This is a genomic window from Kiloniella spongiae (assembly GCF_001026905.1).
Classification (GTDB): Bacteria; Pseudomonadota; Alphaproteobacteria; order Kiloniellales; family Kiloniellaceae; genus Kiloniella; species Kiloniella spongiae.
Map to the genome: position 1 here is coordinate 490,122 of NZ_LAQL01000002.1, position 17,703 is coordinate 507,824.

The following is a 17,703-nucleotide window of genomic DNA, read 5'->3' on the forward strand; positions in this document are numbered from 1 at the left end:
CGAGGTAACCCTCTTACCTCGTATCTCTGCTTGACCTTCGTGCTTTAGTCCTGTTTTCTTCGCTTCCTGATTAACAAAAGGAAGCTCACCGTGTTTCGTAGCCTTTATAACTGGACCATGGGTCTCGCAGCGCACCCGCATGCGCTTTTAGCTCTCGGCCTTATCGCCTTTATTGAAAGTTCAGTTTTCCCTATCCCACCGGACATATTAATTATTCCGATGGTATTGGCGGCACGAGATCAAGCATGGAAAATAGCACTTATTGCGACTGTTATGTCTGTTTTGGGCGGTATGTTTGGCTACGGGATTGGCGCATTCTTGTTTGAATCTATTGGCCAACCAATCATCGAATTTTATGGGAAGGCAGAATACCTGGAAGATTTCAGAGCCCGCTATAACGATTGGGGTGCCTGGATTGTATTTATCGCAGGTGTAACACCTTTTCCCTATAAGGTAATCACAATCGCCTCTGGCTTTTTTGAACTTGATTTTGCTGTTTTCAGCATTTCATCCTTCGGCGCACGTGGACTTCGCTTCTTCTGTGTTGCTGGCCTACTATGGTATTTCGGACAACCAATCAAAATATTTATTGAGAAATACCTCAATATTCTTGCCACAATCTTCTGTATACTGCTGATCGGTGGCTTTGTTGCTCTGAAATACCTTTTATAGAAATCACAGGTCAGTAAAAAATGACTGCACTTATTGCAATTGCGAAAGATATCAAAACAGGGTCAATGGCATTGATTGCAATTGCATCCTGTGCAGTCGTACTGGGGGCCGCTTTAGTATTCCAATATGTTGGCGGCCTGTACCCTTGCGTTCTTTGTATGTATCAACGTTGGGCTTATGTTGTTGCCGCAGGCTTCGCTTTTCTAGCTTGGCTTTTGAGGAAAAACCCCACACTGGCCCGATTGACCCTGGGGGCTAGCAGTCTGTCATTTCTAACAGGCGCTGGTATTGCAGGTTTTCACGTTGGTGTTGAGAAACAATGGTGGGAAGGTACAAGCGAGTGCCAGGGTGATGCCCTTGATCTTTCCGCTTCAATAGAAGATCTGACAAGCCAACTTATGGATCAGCCTATTGTTCGCTGCGATGTCGTGCCTTGGGAACTCTTTGGCATATCAATGGCTGGCTACAACATCGTCATATCCCTAGCTCTTGCCTTGCTCTGCTTAGGGACAATCAAAGCGTCAAAACAAGTTTAATACACCAGCGTCTCCACTCAACATCCTCTCTCGCACCGCTTTATAGTAAGCGTTAATCAAAAGACAACGTGCCACTATCTCGCTCAAGCTCTGCATCCCAGTAAAGAAAATCATGCCAACTTTCGTGAAGGTAATTTGGTGGAAAACCACGGCCATTCTGATTAAGCTCATGAACAGTCGGGCAACGAGGCCAGGATTTTAACATCATACGCGCTTCAGATGGTGACCGTCCCCCCTTGGACAGATTACAGGACTCACAGGCCGTTATGATATTCTCCCAAGACGTACCGCCCCCCTGACAACGGGGAATGACATGATCAAAAGTTAAATATTCGGAAGCCTCTTGCACCCCACAATACTGACAGGTAAAGCCATCTCGCAAAAAGACATTAAAACGGGTAAATGCCGGACGGCGATCCATTTCAACGTAGCTTCTAAGGGCAACAACACTTGGAATACGCATCTGGAAAGACGGAGAATGAACCTCGCTCTCATATTCAGAAACAATCTGAACACGATCAAGAAACACAGCTTTGATCGCATCTTGCCAAGACAAGAGAGAGAGAGGAAAGTAACTGAGTGGACGAAAGTCCGCATTTAGGACCAACGCCGGATTAGCTGAAAAGGAAACCACGTTTTTCCTCCGTGGGATCTCAAAACACCGGGGCGAATGATACCAAAGCACCTAAACTGAACGATACTGAAGTATCTAGTTAAAAGTAATGCTCTTTTTACCAACATACAACATTTTGTGTCAGAGTAACAAAAGAAACACAAAATTCAGACTCCACTGTCACAATTCAATCCACCACAGCTCACGCAATTGGATGCAAAAAAGGCTCCTTTTCAGCAAGAAAAAGAGCCTCTGCTCAACACCGTAAAAAGCGCGCTTTCCGCCGCCTATTTATCTTTAACAGCATACCCAAGAATTTCTGTCACAAAGCCAACACCCATTCGAATACCGTTTTCATCAATACCATGCCCAAGTTTGGAAATCATTTCCTGATATACGGTAATGTCATGTTCTCCCATCGCTTCAACTGCAGCAGGAAGCGCCTCAGGTGGAACAACTTCATCCTGGTCACCATGGATGGCAAGAACCGGGCATTTGCTGGACAACTCATCCTTAAGCAAATCAGGAGCTGCCAACATCCCAGAGAAACACATCATGCCAGCAAGCGGTAATTTCTGCCTAAAGCCCAAATGATAAGCCATCATGGCCCCTTGGGAAAACCCCATAAGGAAGACGCGCTCAGGCGACAATTTATAGTGTGCTATCTCTTGATCAATAAAAGCTTGCACAATAGGAGCTGCTTTTTGAATGCCATCAAGAATAAGATCGCGATCCCTGCTCATCAAACTAAACCACTGACGTCCCATCGGGGCCATATCACATGGCTGATGAGCATCGGGAGAAACAATCGCACAATGCGGAAGAGCATTTGCAAAATAGGGCGCAAGACCAATTAAATCCTGCCCATCTGCACCAAGACCATGCAGCATGATTATTAGTTCTTTTGCTGGCCCACCCGAGCTAGGCTCGTGACGAGGTCCAGTTAATGTTACCTCTGACATTTACATGCCCCCCATGAATAACTACCTACTTTTACACGATTTTTTTCTGCAGGTCATCAATTTTAGCCAAATGGTTAACAAATTCTCAATAATAGCGCCATTTGAAGAAACAAAATTCTCTAAAATCAGGCAATACCGGCATGGCGATAATAATGCCACAAGAACCGGGCACCAGCGCTGCGAAAGGGACGCCAGCTTTCGGAAAGTTCATACATTTCTTTTGGTGTTGGGCGATTTTCCAGTCCTTTTAAGTGCTTCATCGCCTCTTGCAAAGCCAGGTCCGCAGCGGGCATAACGTCTGGCCGCTTCAAAGCAAACAAAAGATATACTTCACACGTCCAGCGCCCAATCCCCTTAGCCTGTATCAAGTGATCAATAACATCATCATCCGCCATCTCAGATAAACGCTCCAATTGTAAGCGTGCCGACAACACGTCCTCCGCCAGCGCACGTGTATAGCGCTGTTTTGGACGGCTGAGGCCCGCCGCCTTCATACCATCATCATCCAAAGCCAAAATGTTTTCCGGTGTGATTTCCCCAACCTGTTCTAATAACCGACCCAGAATAGCCTTTGCCGACTGAACAGAAACCTGCTGGGAAATAATCATCCCAACCAAGCCATTAAACCCGGCATCCTGTGATCTTGTTGGCGGCAAACCACATTCAATATATGCTTTGGCTACATCGGGATCTTGCCTTGAAAGTGCTTCCAAGGGGGCACGCAGAGCTTCATCAGGTATTTTTTTATCACTCACGACTGGACTTTCCCCCACTTCTCATTGCACATTTCATTTAATGACATCATTACCCTCACAGATCTTTCGCTTTGCGCCTTCGCCCAGCGGGCACCTGCACTTAGGACACGCTTATTCCGCGCTCTTTAGCTGGACACAAGCACAAAAACACAATGCCCAGTTTATCCTTAGGATCGAAGATATAGACACCACACGATGCCGCAAGGAATACGCGGACGCGATATACGAAGATCTGTCATGGCTCGGCTTAAATTGGACCAAGCCTCCTCGTATTCAATCTGAACATACAGAGGATTACGATCAGGCTCTCATAAAATTAAAAGAACAAGATCTTCTTTACCCCTGCTTTTGTACACGCAAAGACATTCAAAACGAAGTCCGACAGTCTAATCGCGCCCCACATGGACCGGACGGATTAATTTACCCCGGCACCTGCAAAAACCTTTCATTGTCACAGAGGGAAGAGCGTATCGCACAAGGAGAGAGCTATGCCCTCCGCCTGAACATGGCGCGGGCAAGGACTCTAACGGGAGAGCTATATTGGCTAGATGAGAGGGAAGGGAATATCAAGGCAACACCGGAAATTTTTGGCGATGTTGTACTTGCCAGAAAAGATATCCACACCAGTTACCATCTGTCTGTCACAGTTGATGATGCCTTACAAAATATTTCCTGTATCACAAGAGGCACAGATCTTTTTGAAGCCACCCATATTCACAGGCTTCTACAAGCCGTGCTTAAATTGCCTGTACCAACGTGGCACCACCATGAACTGATCCACGATGAAGAAGGCAACCGACTCGCCAAACGACATAACTCCCTCGCGATCAGAGAGCTCAGAGGTCAGGGAAAAAGCCCAGAAGACATCAAAGAGATGGTTGGAATCAAAAATCTAAGCTGAAATTTCGTTGAACATTCAGCCGTCTCAATTTCAGAGGCTCAATTTAATTACGCCCGGATAAAAGCCCGCGAGCTATGACCTGTGCCTGTATTTCTGCCGCACCTTCAAAAATATTCAGTATACGTGCATCACATAGTACACGGCTAATTTTATATTCTTCTGCATAGCCATTACCACCGTGAATTTGTAAGGCGTTATCCGCGTTCGACCATGCAACACGCGCCCCCAAAAGTTTAGCCATACCTGCCTCAATGTCACAGCGGCGATCTGAATCTTTCTCGCGCGCTGAAGCATATGTCAATTGACGGGCAATCATGGTTTCAACGACCATCCAGACCAATTTTCCGTAAACTCTGGGGAAATTATAGAGAGACTTTCCGAACTGAATACGGTCATGAGCATACTGCATCCCAAGTTCCATGGCACATTGGGCGACACCCACAGCTCGAGCGGCAGTTTGAATTCGCGCAGATTCAAAAGTTGCCATTAGTTGTTTGAACCCCTGCCCTTCTTCGGCCCCCAGCAGGTTTTCCTTCTTAACGTCAAAACCATCAAAACCAAGCTCGTACTCTTTCATCCCGCGATAGCCCAACACCTTGATTTCCCCACCAGTCATGCCTTCTGCCGGGAAATCTTCGACCTCATTGCCTCTTGGTTTTTCCGCAATAAACATGGAAAGCCCCTTGTAGCCGGGCTCATCCGGATTGGTTCTTGCCAACAAAGTCATGACATCACTACGCGAAGCATGCGTGATCCAGGTCTTGTTACCTGTTATTTTATAGCAATCCCCAGACAACACTGCCCGTGTCTTTAAAGATCCCAAATCGGACCCGGTGTTGGGTTCCGTAAAGACGGCCGTTGGCAAAATCTCACCCGAAGAAATTTGTGGGAGCCACTTCTGCTTTTGCTCTTCAGTTCCCCCCAAACGAATGAGTTCTGCGGCAATTTCAGATCTGGTCCCCAAAGAACCTAAACCGATATAGCCACGAGACAGCTCCTCAGTCACAACACACATCGCCGTTTTCCCCATCCCGAGGCCACCATACTCTTCAGGCACAGTAAGTCCAAAAATGCCCAACTCCGCCAATTGCTCAACAACTCCTATTGGAATGAGTTCATCTTTTAAATGCCATTCATGCGCTGCATCGCTATAATCATCTGCAATTTTACCAAATTGATCCCTGACCATTTCAAGCGTTTCATCGCCAAGCCCTAAAGCACCGAAATCTTTACTCTCAAGGCTATTAACCAACAGATCAGCCAAAGCCTTTCTATTCTCTTTAGTATTACCATCAGCAACCAATGCCCGAACATCATTCGTATGGAAATTCAGCACATCGGCTTCACCTATTCCCAAGTCTTGCGGACGAAGAATTTCAACTTGGCTGATTGCAATCCCACCAGATAGCTGGGACAAGTATTCACCAAAAGCTATTTTGAGGATGAGACACTCTGTTTCACGGAATTGGTTTTCACTATCCACTCTCTGCGCCCAAAGAAGCATGTTTTCCAATGCTGATACATACGTCGCCATCCAAGCATAGCCATGTGCTGCAAATTGATTTTCTTCGATGCGCACAGCAGAAATACGATCACCATCTAGTGTTTGCTCAAGCAAATAATTACGTGCTTTTTCCTGTAAAGATTTGGCTGATGTAATCGCTTTTTCGCAACGAGAAAAAAACACATAAGTTTCAGACATTTTTCTGCCTCTAGAGAAATAACACCAAAAATAATCAAATAAATAACCCAGACAAAAATAACCAAACAAAAAAGAGTTGAGTCAAAAATAGCTGGGCAACGATCTATCGAAACAAAAACAAACAATGAAAAAGGTCGATAAGCGCAATAGCTCTCTATGGCTAGTAGCGACAGAGAAATGCATCCGTATAAGCATAACCATCGCGCTTATCGACAGCAGGAAACTCTAGGCGTCAATCACATCTTCCAACGTGCGTAAGCCCGGCCGCGTTGATTGAACGAGCACTGCCATATTCCCCGGCTTGTGTTCATTATTCATCATCTTGGTATGAGCCCGCGGTATATCATCCCACGAGAAAACTTCAGACATGCAAGGATCAAGACGCTGCTCAATAACCAGTTGGTTTGCCTGCGACGCTTGCTTCAAGTTGGCGAAGTGACTGCCCTGAATTCGCTTTTGACGCATCCAGACGAACCGCGCATCAAAGGTCAGATTAAAGCCCGTTGTTCCGGCACAAAAAACAACCATGCCACCGCGTTTCACAATATTGCAACTTACCGGGAAGGTTTGTTCGCCCGGATGTTCAAAGACAAAATCAACATCATTGCCCTTACCCGTAATATCCCAAATCGCCTTACCAAACTTGCGGACTTCTTTCATGTAATCCTTATAGCCCTCGACATCATTTACCTCGGGCAGACGCCCCCAACAATCGAAGTCACGACGATTCAAAACACCCTTCGCCCCCAAAGACATTACAAAATCACGCTTGGTTTCATCAGAAATAACACCAATTGCATTTGCGCCAGCAGTGGCTATGAGCTGAATTGCCATTGATCCCAAACCACCGGATGCCCCCCAGACCAATACATTATGTCCGGGTCTTAGAATATGAGGGCGATGTCCAAACAACATACGATAGGCCGTGGCCAAGGTCAGGGTGTAACAAGCGGACTCTTCCCATGTCAGGTGACGGGGCCGATGCATAAGCTGTTGAGACTGAACCCGCGTGAATTGCGCAAAAGATCCATCAGGTGTTTCGTAACCCCAAATACGTTGGGAGGTAGAAAACATGGGATCACCACCATTACACTCTTCATCGTCCCCGTCATCCTGATTACAATGAACAATGACTTCATCGCCAACTTTCCAGCGCGTCACTTTTGATCCCACAGCCCAGACAATCCCAGACGCATCAGATCCGGCAATGTGATAGGGCTCTTTATGAACATCAAAGACTGAAATTGGCTTGCCAAGACCGGCCCAGACACCGTTGTAATTAACGCCCGCTGCCATGACTAAAACAAGAACTTCGTTGTTTTCCAACTTTGGAATATCGACGACCTCAACCTGCATCGCCTGTTCAGGATTACCTTGTCGTTCTCTACGAATGGTCCAGGCGTACATCTGCTTAGGCACATGTCCCATCGGGGGAATTTCCCCAACTTCATAGAGATCTTTTTTTTCCTGGTGCGCCGTTATGTCCACGACTTTTGCTGTTTCACTCATCTTAGCCTTATCCCCATTCCTGCCACCTTTTTGGTGGTCTTTGATATCGCCCGGAGCGGCAAAAACTTTCTCACTGTTAAAAATCAGTTTAGCTTGAGTTGATTTTTTTGCAATGCACAATTATTATATTTTTACTAAACACTGGATAATATAGTAATTTTATGTCTATATTTTAACATAATAGCGACAATAACGAAAAATTCAGGGAAATTTCGAATGTCTGATGGTTCAAAAAAAACAACCAACAACGCACATGCAGCAAAAACAGCTGATCGCCCCTGGTTATTCAGGACCTATGCAGGTCATTCCACTGCGAAGACATCCAATGAACTGTACAAAACGAATCTGAAAAAAGGGCAAACAGGCCTTTCTGTCGCCTTTGATCTTCCGACGCAAACAGGCTACGACTCGGATCATATCCTCGCTCAGGGCGAAGTGGGTAAAGTAGGTGTTCCCATCTCTCACCTGGGGGATATGGAAACACTGTTTCACGAGATCCCATTGGATCAAATGAATACATCTATGACTATTAATGCAACTGCCCCTTGGTTATTGGCGCTCTACATCGCCTGCGCAGAAAAACAAGGTGCGGACCGAAGCAAACTTTCGGGAACAACACAAAACGATCTAATCAAAGAATATCTGTCTCGTGGTACTTATATTTTCCCTCCACAGCAATCCATGCGCCTTATCACCGATGTGATTTCCTTTACCTATAGCGAAGTACCTAAATGGAACCCTATGAATGTCTGCTCCTACCACCTTCAGGAAGCTGGGGCGACACCAGTTCAGGAACTTGCTTACGCATTGGCAACGGCCATATCCGTGCTTGATGCGGTGAAAGCTTCCGGGCAAGTGCCCGATCATGATTTCTCCAAGGTGGTCGGCAGGATTTCATTCTTCGTAAACGCCGGGGTGCGCTTTGTAACCGAACTTTGCAAGATGCGCGCGTTTACACGGCTCTGGGATGAAATCTGTCAGGAACGATACGGCGTAACAGAAGAAAAATATCGACGCTTCAGATATGGCGTACAGGTTAATTCACTTGGTCTCACGGAACAACAACCTGAAAATAACGTCTATCGCATCTTGCTTGAAATGTTGGCTGTTGTCCTATCCAAAGACGCCAGAGCCCGGGCTGTCCAGCTTCCGGCCTGGAATGAGGCCATGGGACTGCCACGCCCGTGGGACCAACAGTGGTCCCTGAGATTGCAACAAATTGTGGCTTTTGAATCTGATCTTCTTGAATATGGCGATATTTTCAACGGCTCTACTGAGATTGAAAATAAAGTTCAGGCATTGATGGCCGAAGCAAAGGAAGAACTTGCCCGCATAGAAGAAATGGGCGGTGCGGTCGCCGCGGTAGAAAGTTCTTACATGAAAGGCAAGTTGGTTGAATCAGCGGCACAAAGATTCAGAGACATCGAAAACGGCGACCTCACGGTAATTGGCGTCAATAAGCATACCGAAACAGAGCCCTCTCCCCTAACAACTGGTGAAGACAACGGTTTCTTAAAAACTGATGACGCAGCAGAAGCCCAACAGGTTGAAAAATTAAAGCTTTGGCGTAAAAACAGAAATGCTGATGACGTTACGCAAGCACTCTCTCAACTCAGAGCCGCAGCGATGGAAAACAATAACATCATGGAAAGCTCCATCGCTTGTGCACACGCAGGCGTCACAACGGGTGAATGGGCACAAACACTCCGAGAAATCTTTGGCGAGTTTCGCGCCCCCACAGGTGTTGGACAAAGTACGATCAACGAAAGTGATTTGGATAGCATGACAAAAATACGCTCGGATCTAAATCAACTAGCAGAAAAACTTGGCCGCCGCCCCAAGATGCTCGTTGGCAAGCCGGGCCTTGATGGTCATTCAAACGGTGCAGAGCAGATTGCTGTACGCGCAAAAGAAGCTGGATACGAAGTCGTCTACGAAGGTATTCGCTTAACACCGGCACAAATTGTAAATGCCGCATTGGAAGAAGGGGTCCATATTATAGGTCTATCCATTCTTTCCGGGTCGCACGTCCCCTTGGTAAAAGAGATTATACTGAAAATGGAAAAGGCAGGAATTGCGGACATCCCCTTGGTCGTTGGCGGCATCATCCCAAAGAAAGACGCCGAACATCTATTGGAATTAGGTGTTTCCGCCGTCTATACGCCAAAGGATTTCGATCTCGGCTCCATACTCAGCGATATAACGGGCATATTATCTGCCCCTTATAAAACGGCTGCGGAATAACATTCTGTAATTCTCTCGTTAAGAGAAAAGTCGCTTTAAAGAAAATAACTCGGGCAAGAATTTCTCAACCATAAAGAAACAAGCTTGAGTATTTCTTCGCGCTCACTAAAAAGTGAGTTCTAATCTTAAAAGACTGCTCCCATTTAATCTTAAGAAAGTTTATGCATGGCCCTTGTAATAGTTGATGCCATCCATACATAGATCATCAAATTCAATTTTTTCGTACTTAGACATTTGTTTTGTCAGTACTTTTCAGCTCAATTGATGAGCAAAGAGATCAAAATGAACCTTATATTTCGCATCGCTTTTTCAGCAGCCCTTCTTGTCTTCGGTGTTATGTTTCTGGGGCGATCTCACGCACCTAGCGTGCAACCAACAGCCATTCTTGAATCAAAAAGCTCCCTTGAAACACCACAAGAGTTAATGGAGCTTAAAAAGTCAGAAACAACCATCCACGGCTAGAATAAGCTTTCGAAACGAATTTCGATTCAAAACAAGCGCTTTCCCCCTAACCATTACATATAAATTCCATTGCCAATAAATCTGGGAAATCGCAATATACTCCTGAAATAGTGCCTCCCCGCAGCGAATAATTCAGGAGTTCTCTTTGTCTTTGTTAGAGCGCGTCAAAACTTGCCATATCTGGCAGCCAGAAAACTACCGTTCCTTTATCATCAATAATGAAGTTCACGGGCACATCACACATGATCTTTCGACGAAGCTAAAAGATTTTTCCAATGTCTTTAACGTTTCATCACAAAGCGTCGCTCTTTCTTCCGAACTAACAACATTTAAAGATCGCACCAACGAAGTCGAGAACGTGATCAAGACCTTGGTAAAAGAAGGTATTATTCCAAGATGGCGGGATGAAGAGTACGCGGTAACCAATAGCTGGCATCGGCCACCTCTTTTTAAAATGGATCGCGGCGCTTCTGGCCATTTTGGCATTCGAAGTTATGGTGTTCACGTCAACGGTCTTGTAAAGACCGAAGAAGGCTTAAAGGTTTGGGTAGGAAAGCGCTCATTATCCAAACCCAATGCACCGGGAGAACTTGACCATATCGTGGCAGGTGGCCAACCCTATGGCCTGAGCATACTGGAAAATCTGATCAAAGAAGCCGAAGAAGAGGCCAATATACCGCGCGCAATATCATCAGCGGCCAAAGCAACAGGCATGGTTACCTATCGCTGCGAACGCCCCGATGGCCTGAAAAATGATCATCTCTACACCTATGATCTTTATCTTGACGAAAGCTTCACCCCAAAAAACATGGACGGAGAGGTAGAAGAATTCTACCTTTGGCCCATAGAAAAAATCATTGACCGCATCACAGATACTGATGATTTCAAATACAATGTCAGCCTTGTTTTGATACATTTCCTTATCAGAGAAGGATATCTTGCACCTGATGAAGACACCTATTCAGATCTTATAAAAGGTATGCACCGCCAAGACATGGCGTCATAAGGCCGAAAATAAAGATCAGCACAAAAAGATTATTCCAGGAAAAACAATTATGGACAGTTTTCTAAACATTTTGATGGGGCTTTCGCTTGTTGCAGTCGTCATTATTCTTTTTGCCGGACTTATTAGCATGGCCCGTGGCGGTGAATATAACAAAGAACACGCCAACAAATTCATGCGCTATCGTGTCTTGGCTCAAGGTATTGCACTTATTATTTTCATGATCGCTTTTTGGGCGAAAGGCCAATGATCAAATGCCAAAATAGTTGAACACACCTTTGCGACTGAAAATTTCAGCTTAATTCATCAAAAGTCAGTCGCATCGGTGATATATCCCCGAACTCCTTCCAAGGTATTCTGTCAAACAGTTAAAGAAAAAGGCCAACTGTTAAAAGAAAAGGAAGGACGACAAACTCAATCCGTTAGAAAGAGAGCTTGCTGTAATGGTCCAATTGACACGTATCTACACAAGAGGCGGCGACAAAGGTAAAACGTCGCTTGGATCCGGTAAACGCGTCCATAAACACGACCTGCGTGTTGAAGCTTATGGAACCGTTGACGAAACAAACGCCATCGTAGGTATTGCACGGCTGCACAGCAAAGATCTTGTTGATGACATTCTAGCTCGTATTCAAAATGATCTTTTCGATCTTGGCGCAGACCTCTGTTGCCCGGAAGAAAAAGACCCTGAATACCCTCCGTTAAGAATCACTGCCGAGCAGGTAGAGAGACTTGAACAGGAAATAGATGATTTAAATGCTGATTTAGCGCCTTTGAAGTCATTTATTCTTCCCGGCGGGAGTGAAATTGCAGCTTACCTGCATCAGGCCAGAACCGTTTCACGCAGAGCCGAACGCTTGGTATCGGCCCTGAGTCAAACAGAAGAAATCAACCCTGAGGGATTGAAATATATCAATCGTCTTTCCGATTTGTTTTTTGTTCTTTCTCGCCATGTCAATGACAAGGGAGCAAAGGACGTGCTCTGGGTACCCGGGGCAAACCGATAATCTTCGGGAGAAAGTCTTCAGGGGATCATTGACAGGGTATGTCGGCGGGCCTAAGGTTCCCGGCGACTGGCTGTTAGAGAGTAAAGTGACGGGTCTTTAGATTCTTGTCATTTTGCTTAGGTAAAGCGCGAATATTAAGGATACTTCTAGATGAAAGTACTCGTCCCAATCAAACGCGTTATAGACGCGAACGTGCAGGTTCGGGTTAAATCTGACCAGACTGGCGTTGAATTAACAAACGTCAAAATGGCGATGAACCCGTTCTGTGAGATTGCGGTTGAGCAAGCTGTACGCATGAAAGAAGCTGGCATTGCCAGTGAGATCATTGTTGTTTCAGCTGGACCAGCCCAGGCTCAAGAAACTCTCCGTACTGGCCTTGCTATGGGCGCAGATCGTGGCATTCACATTCAGAGCGACGAAGACCTGCAGCCATTGGCAATTGCCAAACTGCTAAAAGCTGTTGTTGCCAATGAAGAGCCCGGTCTCGTTATCCTTGGGAAACAGGCAATTGATGGTGACAACAATCAAACAGGTCAGATGCTTTCTGCCCTTCTTGGTTGGTCACAAGGCACTTTCATCTCTGCTGTTGAAGTGGCAGGTGACAAACTGAACATCACACGTGAAGTTGATGGCGGCCTGCAAAACGCAAGCCTTCCAATGCCAGCGGTTCTGACAGTGGATCTTCGTTTGAACGAGCCACGCTATGCATCGCTTCCAAACATCATGAAAGCGAAGAAGAAGCCTATCGACGCAACATCGCCTGCTGATCTTGGCGTTGATGCTGCCCCACGTGTCAGCACGCTGAAGGTTACCGAACCGCCTGCACGTGATGCCGGTGTTATCGTTGGTTCCGTTGCCGAACTGGTCGACAAACTCAAGAACGAAGCAAAGGTGATCTAACGATGTCTATTCTAGTTATCGCCGAACACGACAATTCAAGCATCAAGCCTGCTACGCTAAACACCGTTACCGCAGCAACACAGCTGGGTGATGATGTTCATATTCTTGTTGCGGGCTCTGGCTGTGCTGCAGCTGGCGAAGCTGCTGCAAAAATCGCCGGTGTTTCCAAGGTTCTTGTTTCTGACGCATCTGAATATGCTCAGGACATTGCAGAAAACATTGCGCCATTGATCGTTAATCTTGCGTCTAGTTACAGCCACGTACTGGCACCGGCAACGACCTATGGTAAAAATATTCTTCCCCGTGCTTCAGCACTGTTGGATGTGCAACAGATCTCAGAGATTACAGCAATTGAATCTGCAGATACTTTTGTTCGCCCGATCTATGCTGGTAATGCGCTGGCAACGGTTCAATCTTCTGATGCAATCAAGCTTATTACCATTCGCGGTACAGCTTTTGATGCTGCAGCAGAAGAAGGCGGATCAGCACCAGTTGAAACTGTTGACGCAACAGGCGATGCCGGTCTTTCCACGTTTGAAGGACAGGAACTGACTAAATCCGAGCGCCCTGAATTGACAACCGCTGGCGTTGTTATTTCAGGTGGTCGCGGTATGCAGAACGGCGAAAACTTTGCAATGCTGGAACGCGTTGCAGATAAGCTTGGCGCTGCTGTTGGCGCGTCTCGTGCCGCTGTTGATGCCGGTTATGTACCGAATGACTACCAGGTCGGCCAGACAGGTAAAGTTGTCGCACCAGATCTCTACATTGCTGTAGGGATCTCTGGCGCGATTCAGCACCTTGCCGGGATGAAAGACTCAAAGGTCATCGTTGCTATCAATAAAGACGAAGAAGCTCCAATCTTCCAGGTTGCTGACTATGGCCTGGTTGCGGATCTTTTTGATGCGGTTCCCGAGCTTGAAAACGAGCTTGGATAATTTTTTGTCTTATCTCTCTCACTTATTGAGACTTGATATTTCAAAAATCGATCTGCAATGATACCCTACGACAAGACGCTATCAAACATGGTAGCGTCTTGTTTTAAATTATAGAGTAGCGGAAAGGCTCGTGAAGAGTATGACTATTCAGGATATTAAATCCGTTGGCATTATTGGCGCAGGGCAAATGGGCAGTGGCATTGCACACGTTAGCTCAATTGCTGGCTTTGATGTTCACATGGTCGATGTTAATCAAGATCAACTTGATGCAGCACTCGCCACCATCAAAAAGAACATGCAGCGCCAGGCTTCCAAGGGAAAGATATCTGAATCTGACATCGCAACGGCCTTGGGAAGAATAAAAAGCTCACAACAATTGGAAAGCCTTTCTGATTGTGATGTCGTTATTGAAGCTGCCACTGAAAATGAAGAAATAAAAAAAGATATCTTCCGCAAAGTTTGTCCTTTGATGAAACCGGAAGCCATTCTTTGCTCTAACACCTCGTCAATTTCCATTACACGCTTGGCTGCTGTCACCAGTCGCCCAGGACAGTTCATGGGCATGCACTTCATGAATCCTGTTCCAATCATGCAGCTTGTAGAATTGATTCGTGGCATTGCGACAGAGCCAGATACCTACCAAGCAATAAAGGATATGACCCACAAGCTGGGCAAAACATCTGCTTCATCCGAAGATTTCCCGGCCTTTATTGTAAACCGTATTCTTCTGCCTATGATCAACGAGGCAGTTTACACCCTCTACGAAGGTGTCGGCACAGTTGATTCAATTGACACCGCGATGAAGCTCGGCGCGAACCATCCCATGGGACCGTTGGAACTGGCTGACTTTATCGGGCTTGATACCTGTCTTGCCATCATGTCCGTCCTTTATGACGGTCTTGCCGATACCAAATACCGTCCCTGCCCGCTACTGGTGAAGTATGTAGAAGCAGGTTGGGTTGGCAAAAAATCAGGCCGTGGCTTCTATGATTACGGCGGCGAGACACCTGTACCAACGCGTTAAACGTATATAGAATACCAAAACAAGAAGAGCCATCGTATACTCGTAGATGGCTCTTCTTGTTTCTAATGTTCAAAAAATCTGATCTTGTTTTTAATCCTATATTTTCTTTAAATCAGGCTTTCTATTTGGCTATTTGACGGTATAGAAGTCAACCAGCGTCTTTACTTCCGGCGCATCCCATTCAAAGGGGCCGATTAAGGCACCGACAATCATACCCTCTTTGCTGATCAAATAGGTTGAAGGCAAGCCTCGCAATCCAAAAGCACGAGAAACCCGCCCCTTTGGATCCACATATGCCGGTAAATTTTCCAAATTTTTATCTTCGAAGAAAGGCAGTACTTTCTTTAGTCCGGCCCTATCTTCTGAAAGGGTGACCACCCGAAAGAGATCACTGCCCAATTCAGCCTGTAATCGGTCCAGATCCGGCATCTCCTTTACGCAAGGAGCACACCATGTAGCCCAAAAATTCAAGAGAATTACCTGCCCTTCCATTTCCTTGAATGAGCGTAGTTTTCCCTCTTCATCCTGAAAGGTTTCGATCGGCACTGGAATAGGTGGATCGAACAGAGTAAAGTTCCCCTCGAGTCGCCCTTCAAGTGGAGGTTTATCCACTGCTCCAGCAGATGACGCATTCAACAAAAGCGTTACAGATGCTGCGCATAGCATGTGAAGAAAACCGGACAGGCGAAGGGCTTTAATCTGGATCATTTGTATAAGTCCATAAAGTCGTAAGACCGAATAAGGCGAAAGAGAATACCGTGTCAGAACCAAAAACAACCAGTGAGACGTCTGCGAATGCAATGTGGGGCGGACGCTTTAGCGTTGGACCTTCCGAAGTTATGGAAAAAATCAACGCTTCCATCGATTTTGACAAACGCATGTCCGCACAAGATATTGCCGGGTCAAAAGCTCACTGTAGCATGTTGGTTAAACAAGGTATTATCAACACCGAAGATGGCAATGCAATACTTAAGGGTCTAGACACAATTTCGCGAGAAATTGAAAACGGCAGCTTCACCTTCTCTGCTGCTCTGGAAGATATTCACATGAATATCGAAAACAGATTGCGCGAACTCATCGGCGACGCAGCAGGCAGACTACACACCGCACGCTCGCGAAACGACCAGGTAGCAACAGATTTCAAGCTTTGGGTTCGCAGTGCAATTGATGAGCTAGATAAGCAAACTGGTCTTCTGATTGAAGCTCTGATCAAGCAAGCTGAAGAAAATTTTGACGTTATTATGCCCGGCTACACCCATCTTCAGGCAGCACAGCCTGTGACATTTGGTCACCACATGCTTGCCTATGTCGAAATGTTCGGGCGCGACAGAAGCCGACTACAAGATTGCCGCAAAAGATTGAATGAATGTCCCCTCGGTGCTGCTGCACTCGCAGGAACATCCTTCGCTATTGATCGGCATATGACTGCCGAAGCGCTTGGCTTTGACCGTCCTACGGCAAACTCGCTGGATTCTGTGTCTGACAGAGACCATGCGCTTGAGTTCATGTCCTCTGGTGCAATTCTGGCAACCCATCTGTCACGTTTTGCAGAAGAGCTTGTGATCTGGTGTTCTCAAGGTTTCGGCTTTGTCACCCTTTCCGATGCTTTCACTACGGGTAGCTCGATTATGCCGCAAAAGAAAAATCCGGATGCGGCAGAGCTTATCCGCGGAAAAGTTGGCCGGGTTATAGGTGCAATGAACACGTTATTTGTCGTCATGAAGGGCCTGCCTTTGACCTATGGCAAGGATATGCAGGAAGATAAAGAACCTGTATTTGATGCTGCAGATACATTGATTTTAAGTGTTACGGCTATGACCGGAATGGTTAGCGACATGATAGCCAACCGTGACAAGCTACATGCTGCAACAGCTGATGGCTTCTTGACGGCAACAGACCTCGCTGACTGGTTGGTCAAGGAGCTTAATCTTCCTTTCCGAGATGCCCATCATGTTACAGGTACAATTGTAAAGTTAGCCGAAGACAAAGGCTGTGATATAAGTGATTTGAGCTTAGAAGAAATGCAAACTGTAGAAGCCCGCATTTCTCAGGATATATTCAGAGTTCTTACTGTTGAACAGTCTGCACAAAGCAGAACAAGTTTTGGCGGCACAGCCCCTGAAAATGTTAAGGCCGCTGCTAAAGCCGCCAGAGAGAGATTTTTGTCATGAAACAAAGCCGGGCCATAAGAAAAAGTTGGATTGTACCAGGACAACACCTTTTCAATAAAAGATCTCTTGCAACAGCAACTCTTATTGGCGCAGGTTTGCTTCTTGCCGCGTGCGGTAAAGTCGGGAGCCTTGATCGCCCCGGCGGAGATTGGGAATATCCACAGCAGTACCCCTATCCACCTGCTGTAACACCAAACTCTTCAACGACAGGCACGCAAACTACGGATCAACAAAACGCTATACCCGAGAGTTTACAAATACGTAAAAATTCGAAGGTCAAGACAAAGACATACGGACAGTAAAAATT

19 protein-coding genes are annotated in these 17,703 nt (G+C 46.1%); 13 read left to right on the plus strand and 6 right to left on the minus strand.

All coding sequences use genetic code 11. The annotated features are described in order from the left end of the window. Positions 1 to 90: 90 nt before the first annotated feature. On the plus strand, positions 91 to 672 hold the full coding sequence (locus tag WH96_RS02280; RefSeq protein ID WP_047762478.1) for a YqaA family protein: 582 nt from the start codon (positions 91 to 93) through the stop codon (positions 670 to 672). Positions 673 to 692: 20 nt separating this feature from the next. Then, positions 693 to 1,208 carry a disulfide bond formation protein B gene (locus tag WH96_RS02285; RefSeq protein ID WP_047762479.1) on the plus strand — a complete coding sequence of 172 codons (516 nt, stop codon included), beginning with the start codon at positions 693 to 695 and terminating at the stop codon, positions 1,206 to 1,208. Between the two features lie 52 nt (positions 1,209 to 1,260). Here WH96_RS02285 and WH96_RS02290 read toward each other — a convergent pair whose 3' ends face one another. From WH96_RS02290 to WH96_RS02300, 3 genes are all read right to left on the minus strand, one after another. Beyond that, positions 1,261 to 1,842 (minus strand): HNH endonuclease, encoded by a 582-nt coding sequence (locus tag WH96_RS02290; RefSeq protein WP_047762480.1) that lies wholly within the window; start codon positions 1,840 to 1,842, stop codon positions 1,261 to 1,263. A 266-nt stretch (positions 1,843 to 2,108) separates the two neighbouring features. Then, positions 2,109 to 2,783, minus strand: coding sequence for an alpha/beta hydrolase (locus tag WH96_RS02295; RefSeq protein WP_047762481.1), 675 nt, complete (start codon positions 2,781 to 2,783; stop codon positions 2,109 to 2,111). A gap of 125 nt (positions 2,784 to 2,908) precedes the next feature. Beyond that, entirely contained in the window at positions 2,909 to 3,538 is a 630-nt protein-coding gene (locus WH96_RS02300) for a DNA-3-methyladenine glycosylase family protein (RefSeq protein WP_047762482.1), read from the minus strand. Between the two features lie 40 nt (positions 3,539 to 3,578). Between WH96_RS02300 and gluQRS the strand changes: the two genes are divergently transcribed. Beyond that, positions 3,579 to 4,439, plus strand: a complete 861-nt coding sequence (gene gluQRS, locus WH96_RS02305; protein WP_047762483.1) for a tRNA glutamyl-Q(34) synthetase GluQRS — start codon at positions 3,579 to 3,581, stop codon at positions 4,437 to 4,439. A 43-nt stretch (positions 4,440 to 4,482) separates the two neighbouring features. On the opposite strand, the gene WH96_RS02310 is transcribed toward gluQRS, so the two are convergent. Next, the gene (locus WH96_RS02310) at positions 4,483 to 6,141 is read right to left on the minus strand and encodes an acyl-CoA dehydrogenase family protein (RefSeq protein WP_047762484.1); all 1,659 of its coding nucleotides are present in this window, start codon (positions 6,139 to 6,141) and stop codon (positions 4,483 to 4,485) included. Positions 6,142 to 6,366: 225 nt separating this feature from the next. Next, complete coding sequence (ccrA, locus tag WH96_RS02315) at positions 6,367 to 7,650, minus strand: crotonyl-CoA carboxylase/reductase (protein ID WP_046504587.1); 1,284 nt, start codon at positions 7,648 to 7,650, stop codon at positions 6,367 to 6,369. Positions 7,651 to 7,839: 189 nt separating this feature from the next. On the opposite strand from ccrA, the gene WH96_RS02320 reads away from it, so the two are divergent. The 8 genes from WH96_RS02320 to WH96_RS02355 all read left to right on the plus strand — a co-directional run bounded on the left by WH96_RS02320 (position 7,840) and on the right by WH96_RS02355 (position 15,225). Beyond that, positions 7,840 to 9,894 (plus strand): methylmalonyl-CoA mutase family protein, encoded by a 2,055-nt coding sequence (locus WH96_RS02320; RefSeq protein ID WP_245629419.1) that lies wholly within the window; start codon positions 7,840 to 7,842, stop codon positions 9,892 to 9,894. A 282-nt stretch (positions 9,895 to 10,176) separates the two neighbouring features. After that, positions 10,177 to 10,356 (plus strand): hypothetical protein, encoded by a 180-nt coding sequence (locus WH96_RS02325; RefSeq protein WP_047762486.1) that lies wholly within the window; start codon positions 10,177 to 10,179, stop codon positions 10,354 to 10,356. A 145-nt stretch (positions 10,357 to 10,501) separates the two neighbouring features. Beyond that, entirely contained in the window at positions 10,502 to 11,362 is an 861-nt protein-coding gene (locus WH96_RS02330) for a DUF4743 domain-containing protein (RefSeq protein ID WP_047762487.1), read from the plus strand. 49 nt (positions 11,363 to 11,411) lie between these two features. Continuing rightward, positions 11,412 to 11,609 carry a twin transmembrane helix small protein gene (locus WH96_RS02335; RefSeq protein ID WP_047762488.1) on the plus strand — a complete coding sequence of 66 codons (198 nt, stop codon included), beginning with the start codon at positions 11,412 to 11,414 and terminating at the stop codon, positions 11,607 to 11,609. A gap of 193 nt (positions 11,610 to 11,802) precedes the next feature. After that, on the plus strand, positions 11,803 to 12,366 hold the full coding sequence (locus tag WH96_RS02340) for a cob(I)yrinic acid a,c-diamide adenosyltransferase (protein WP_047762489.1): 564 nt from the start codon (positions 11,803 to 11,805) through the stop codon (positions 12,364 to 12,366). Positions 12,367 to 12,516: 150 nt separating this feature from the next. Then, on the plus strand, positions 12,517 to 13,266 hold the full coding sequence (locus tag WH96_RS02345; protein WP_047762490.1) for an electron transfer flavoprotein subunit beta/FixA family protein: 750 nt from the start codon (positions 12,517 to 12,519) through the stop codon (positions 13,264 to 13,266). 2 nt (positions 13,267 to 13,268) lie between these two features. Beyond that, positions 13,269 to 14,201, plus strand: a complete 933-nt coding sequence (locus WH96_RS02350; protein WP_047762491.1) for an FAD-binding protein — start codon at positions 13,269 to 13,271, stop codon at positions 14,199 to 14,201. A gap of 139 nt (positions 14,202 to 14,340) precedes the next feature. After that, a complete protein-coding gene (locus WH96_RS02355) occupies positions 14,341 to 15,225 on the plus strand; it encodes a 3-hydroxybutyryl-CoA dehydrogenase (RefSeq protein WP_047762492.1) in 885 nt (294 codons plus the stop codon). A gap of 129 nt (positions 15,226 to 15,354) precedes the next feature. Here WH96_RS02355 and WH96_RS02360 read toward each other — a convergent pair whose 3' ends face one another. Beyond that, on the minus strand, positions 15,355 to 15,933 hold the full coding sequence (locus WH96_RS02360) for a TlpA disulfide reductase family protein (RefSeq protein WP_053005578.1): 579 nt from the start codon (positions 15,931 to 15,933) through the stop codon (positions 15,355 to 15,357). A gap of 92 nt (positions 15,934 to 16,025) precedes the next feature. Between WH96_RS02360 and argH the strand changes: the two genes are divergently transcribed. Both argH and WH96_RS02370 read left to right on the plus strand, forming a co-directional pair. Continuing rightward, positions 16,026 to 17,396 (plus strand): argininosuccinate lyase, encoded by a 1,371-nt coding sequence (argH, locus tag WH96_RS02365; protein WP_218045002.1) that lies wholly within the window; start codon positions 16,026 to 16,028, stop codon positions 17,394 to 17,396. Then, the gene (locus WH96_RS02370; RefSeq protein WP_047762494.1) at positions 17,393 to 17,698 is read left to right on the plus strand and encodes a hypothetical protein; all 306 of its coding nucleotides are present in this window, start codon (positions 17,393 to 17,395) and stop codon (positions 17,696 to 17,698) included. Before argH ends, WH96_RS02370 begins: the two co-directional genes overlap by 4 nt. Positions 17,699 to 17,703 lie beyond the last annotated feature (5 nt).

Excerpts from the sequence above, each read along its gene's own strand:
- WH96_RS02340 (WP_047762489.1), top strand. The coding sequence starts at position 11,803 with ATGGTCCAATTGACACGTATCTACACAAGAGGCGGCGACAAAGGTAAA.
- WH96_RS02335 (WP_047762488.1), top strand. The coding sequence starts at position 11,412 with ATGGACAGTTTTCTAAACATTTTGATGGGGCTTTCGCTTGTTGCAGTC.
- ccrA (WP_046504587.1), bottom strand. The coding sequence starts at position 7,650 with ATGAGTGAAACAGCAAAAGTCGTGGACATAACGGCGCACCAGGAAAAA.
- WH96_RS02285 (WP_047762479.1), top strand. The coding sequence starts at position 693 with ATGACTGCACTTATTGCAATTGCGAAAGATATCAAAACAGGGTCAATG.
- WH96_RS02295 (WP_047762481.1), bottom strand. The coding sequence starts at position 2,783 with ATGTCAGAGGTAACATTAACTGGACCTCGTCACGAGCCTAGCTCGGGT.
- argH (WP_218045002.1), top strand. The coding sequence starts at position 16,026 with ATGTGGGGCGGACGCTTTAGCGTTGGACCTTCCGAAGTTATGGAAAAA.
- WH96_RS02345 (WP_047762490.1), top strand. The coding sequence starts at position 12,517 with ATGAAAGTACTCGTCCCAATCAAACGCGTTATAGACGCGAACGTGCAG.
- WH96_RS02325 (WP_047762486.1), top strand. The coding sequence starts at position 10,177 with ATGAACCTTATATTTCGCATCGCTTTTTCAGCAGCCCTTCTTGTCTTC.
- WH96_RS02360 (WP_053005578.1), bottom strand. The coding sequence starts at position 15,933 with ATGATCCAGATTAAAGCCCTTCGCCTGTCCGGTTTTCTTCACATGCTA.
- WH96_RS02310 (WP_047762484.1), bottom strand. The coding sequence starts at position 6,141 with ATGTCTGAAACTTATGTGTTTTTTTCTCGTTGCGAAAAAGCGATTACA.
- WH96_RS02350 (WP_047762491.1), top strand. The coding sequence starts at position 13,269 with ATGTCTATTCTAGTTATCGCCGAACACGACAATTCAAGCATCAAGCCT.
- WH96_RS02355 (WP_047762492.1), top strand. The coding sequence starts at position 14,341 with ATGACTATTCAGGATATTAAATCCGTTGGCATTATTGGCGCAGGGCAA.
- WH96_RS02370 (WP_047762494.1), top strand. The coding sequence starts at position 17,393 with ATGAAACAAAGCCGGGCCATAAGAAAAAGTTGGATTGTACCAGGACAA.
- gluQRS (WP_047762483.1), top strand. The coding sequence starts at position 3,579 with ATGACATCATTACCCTCACAGATCTTTCGCTTTGCGCCTTCGCCCAGC.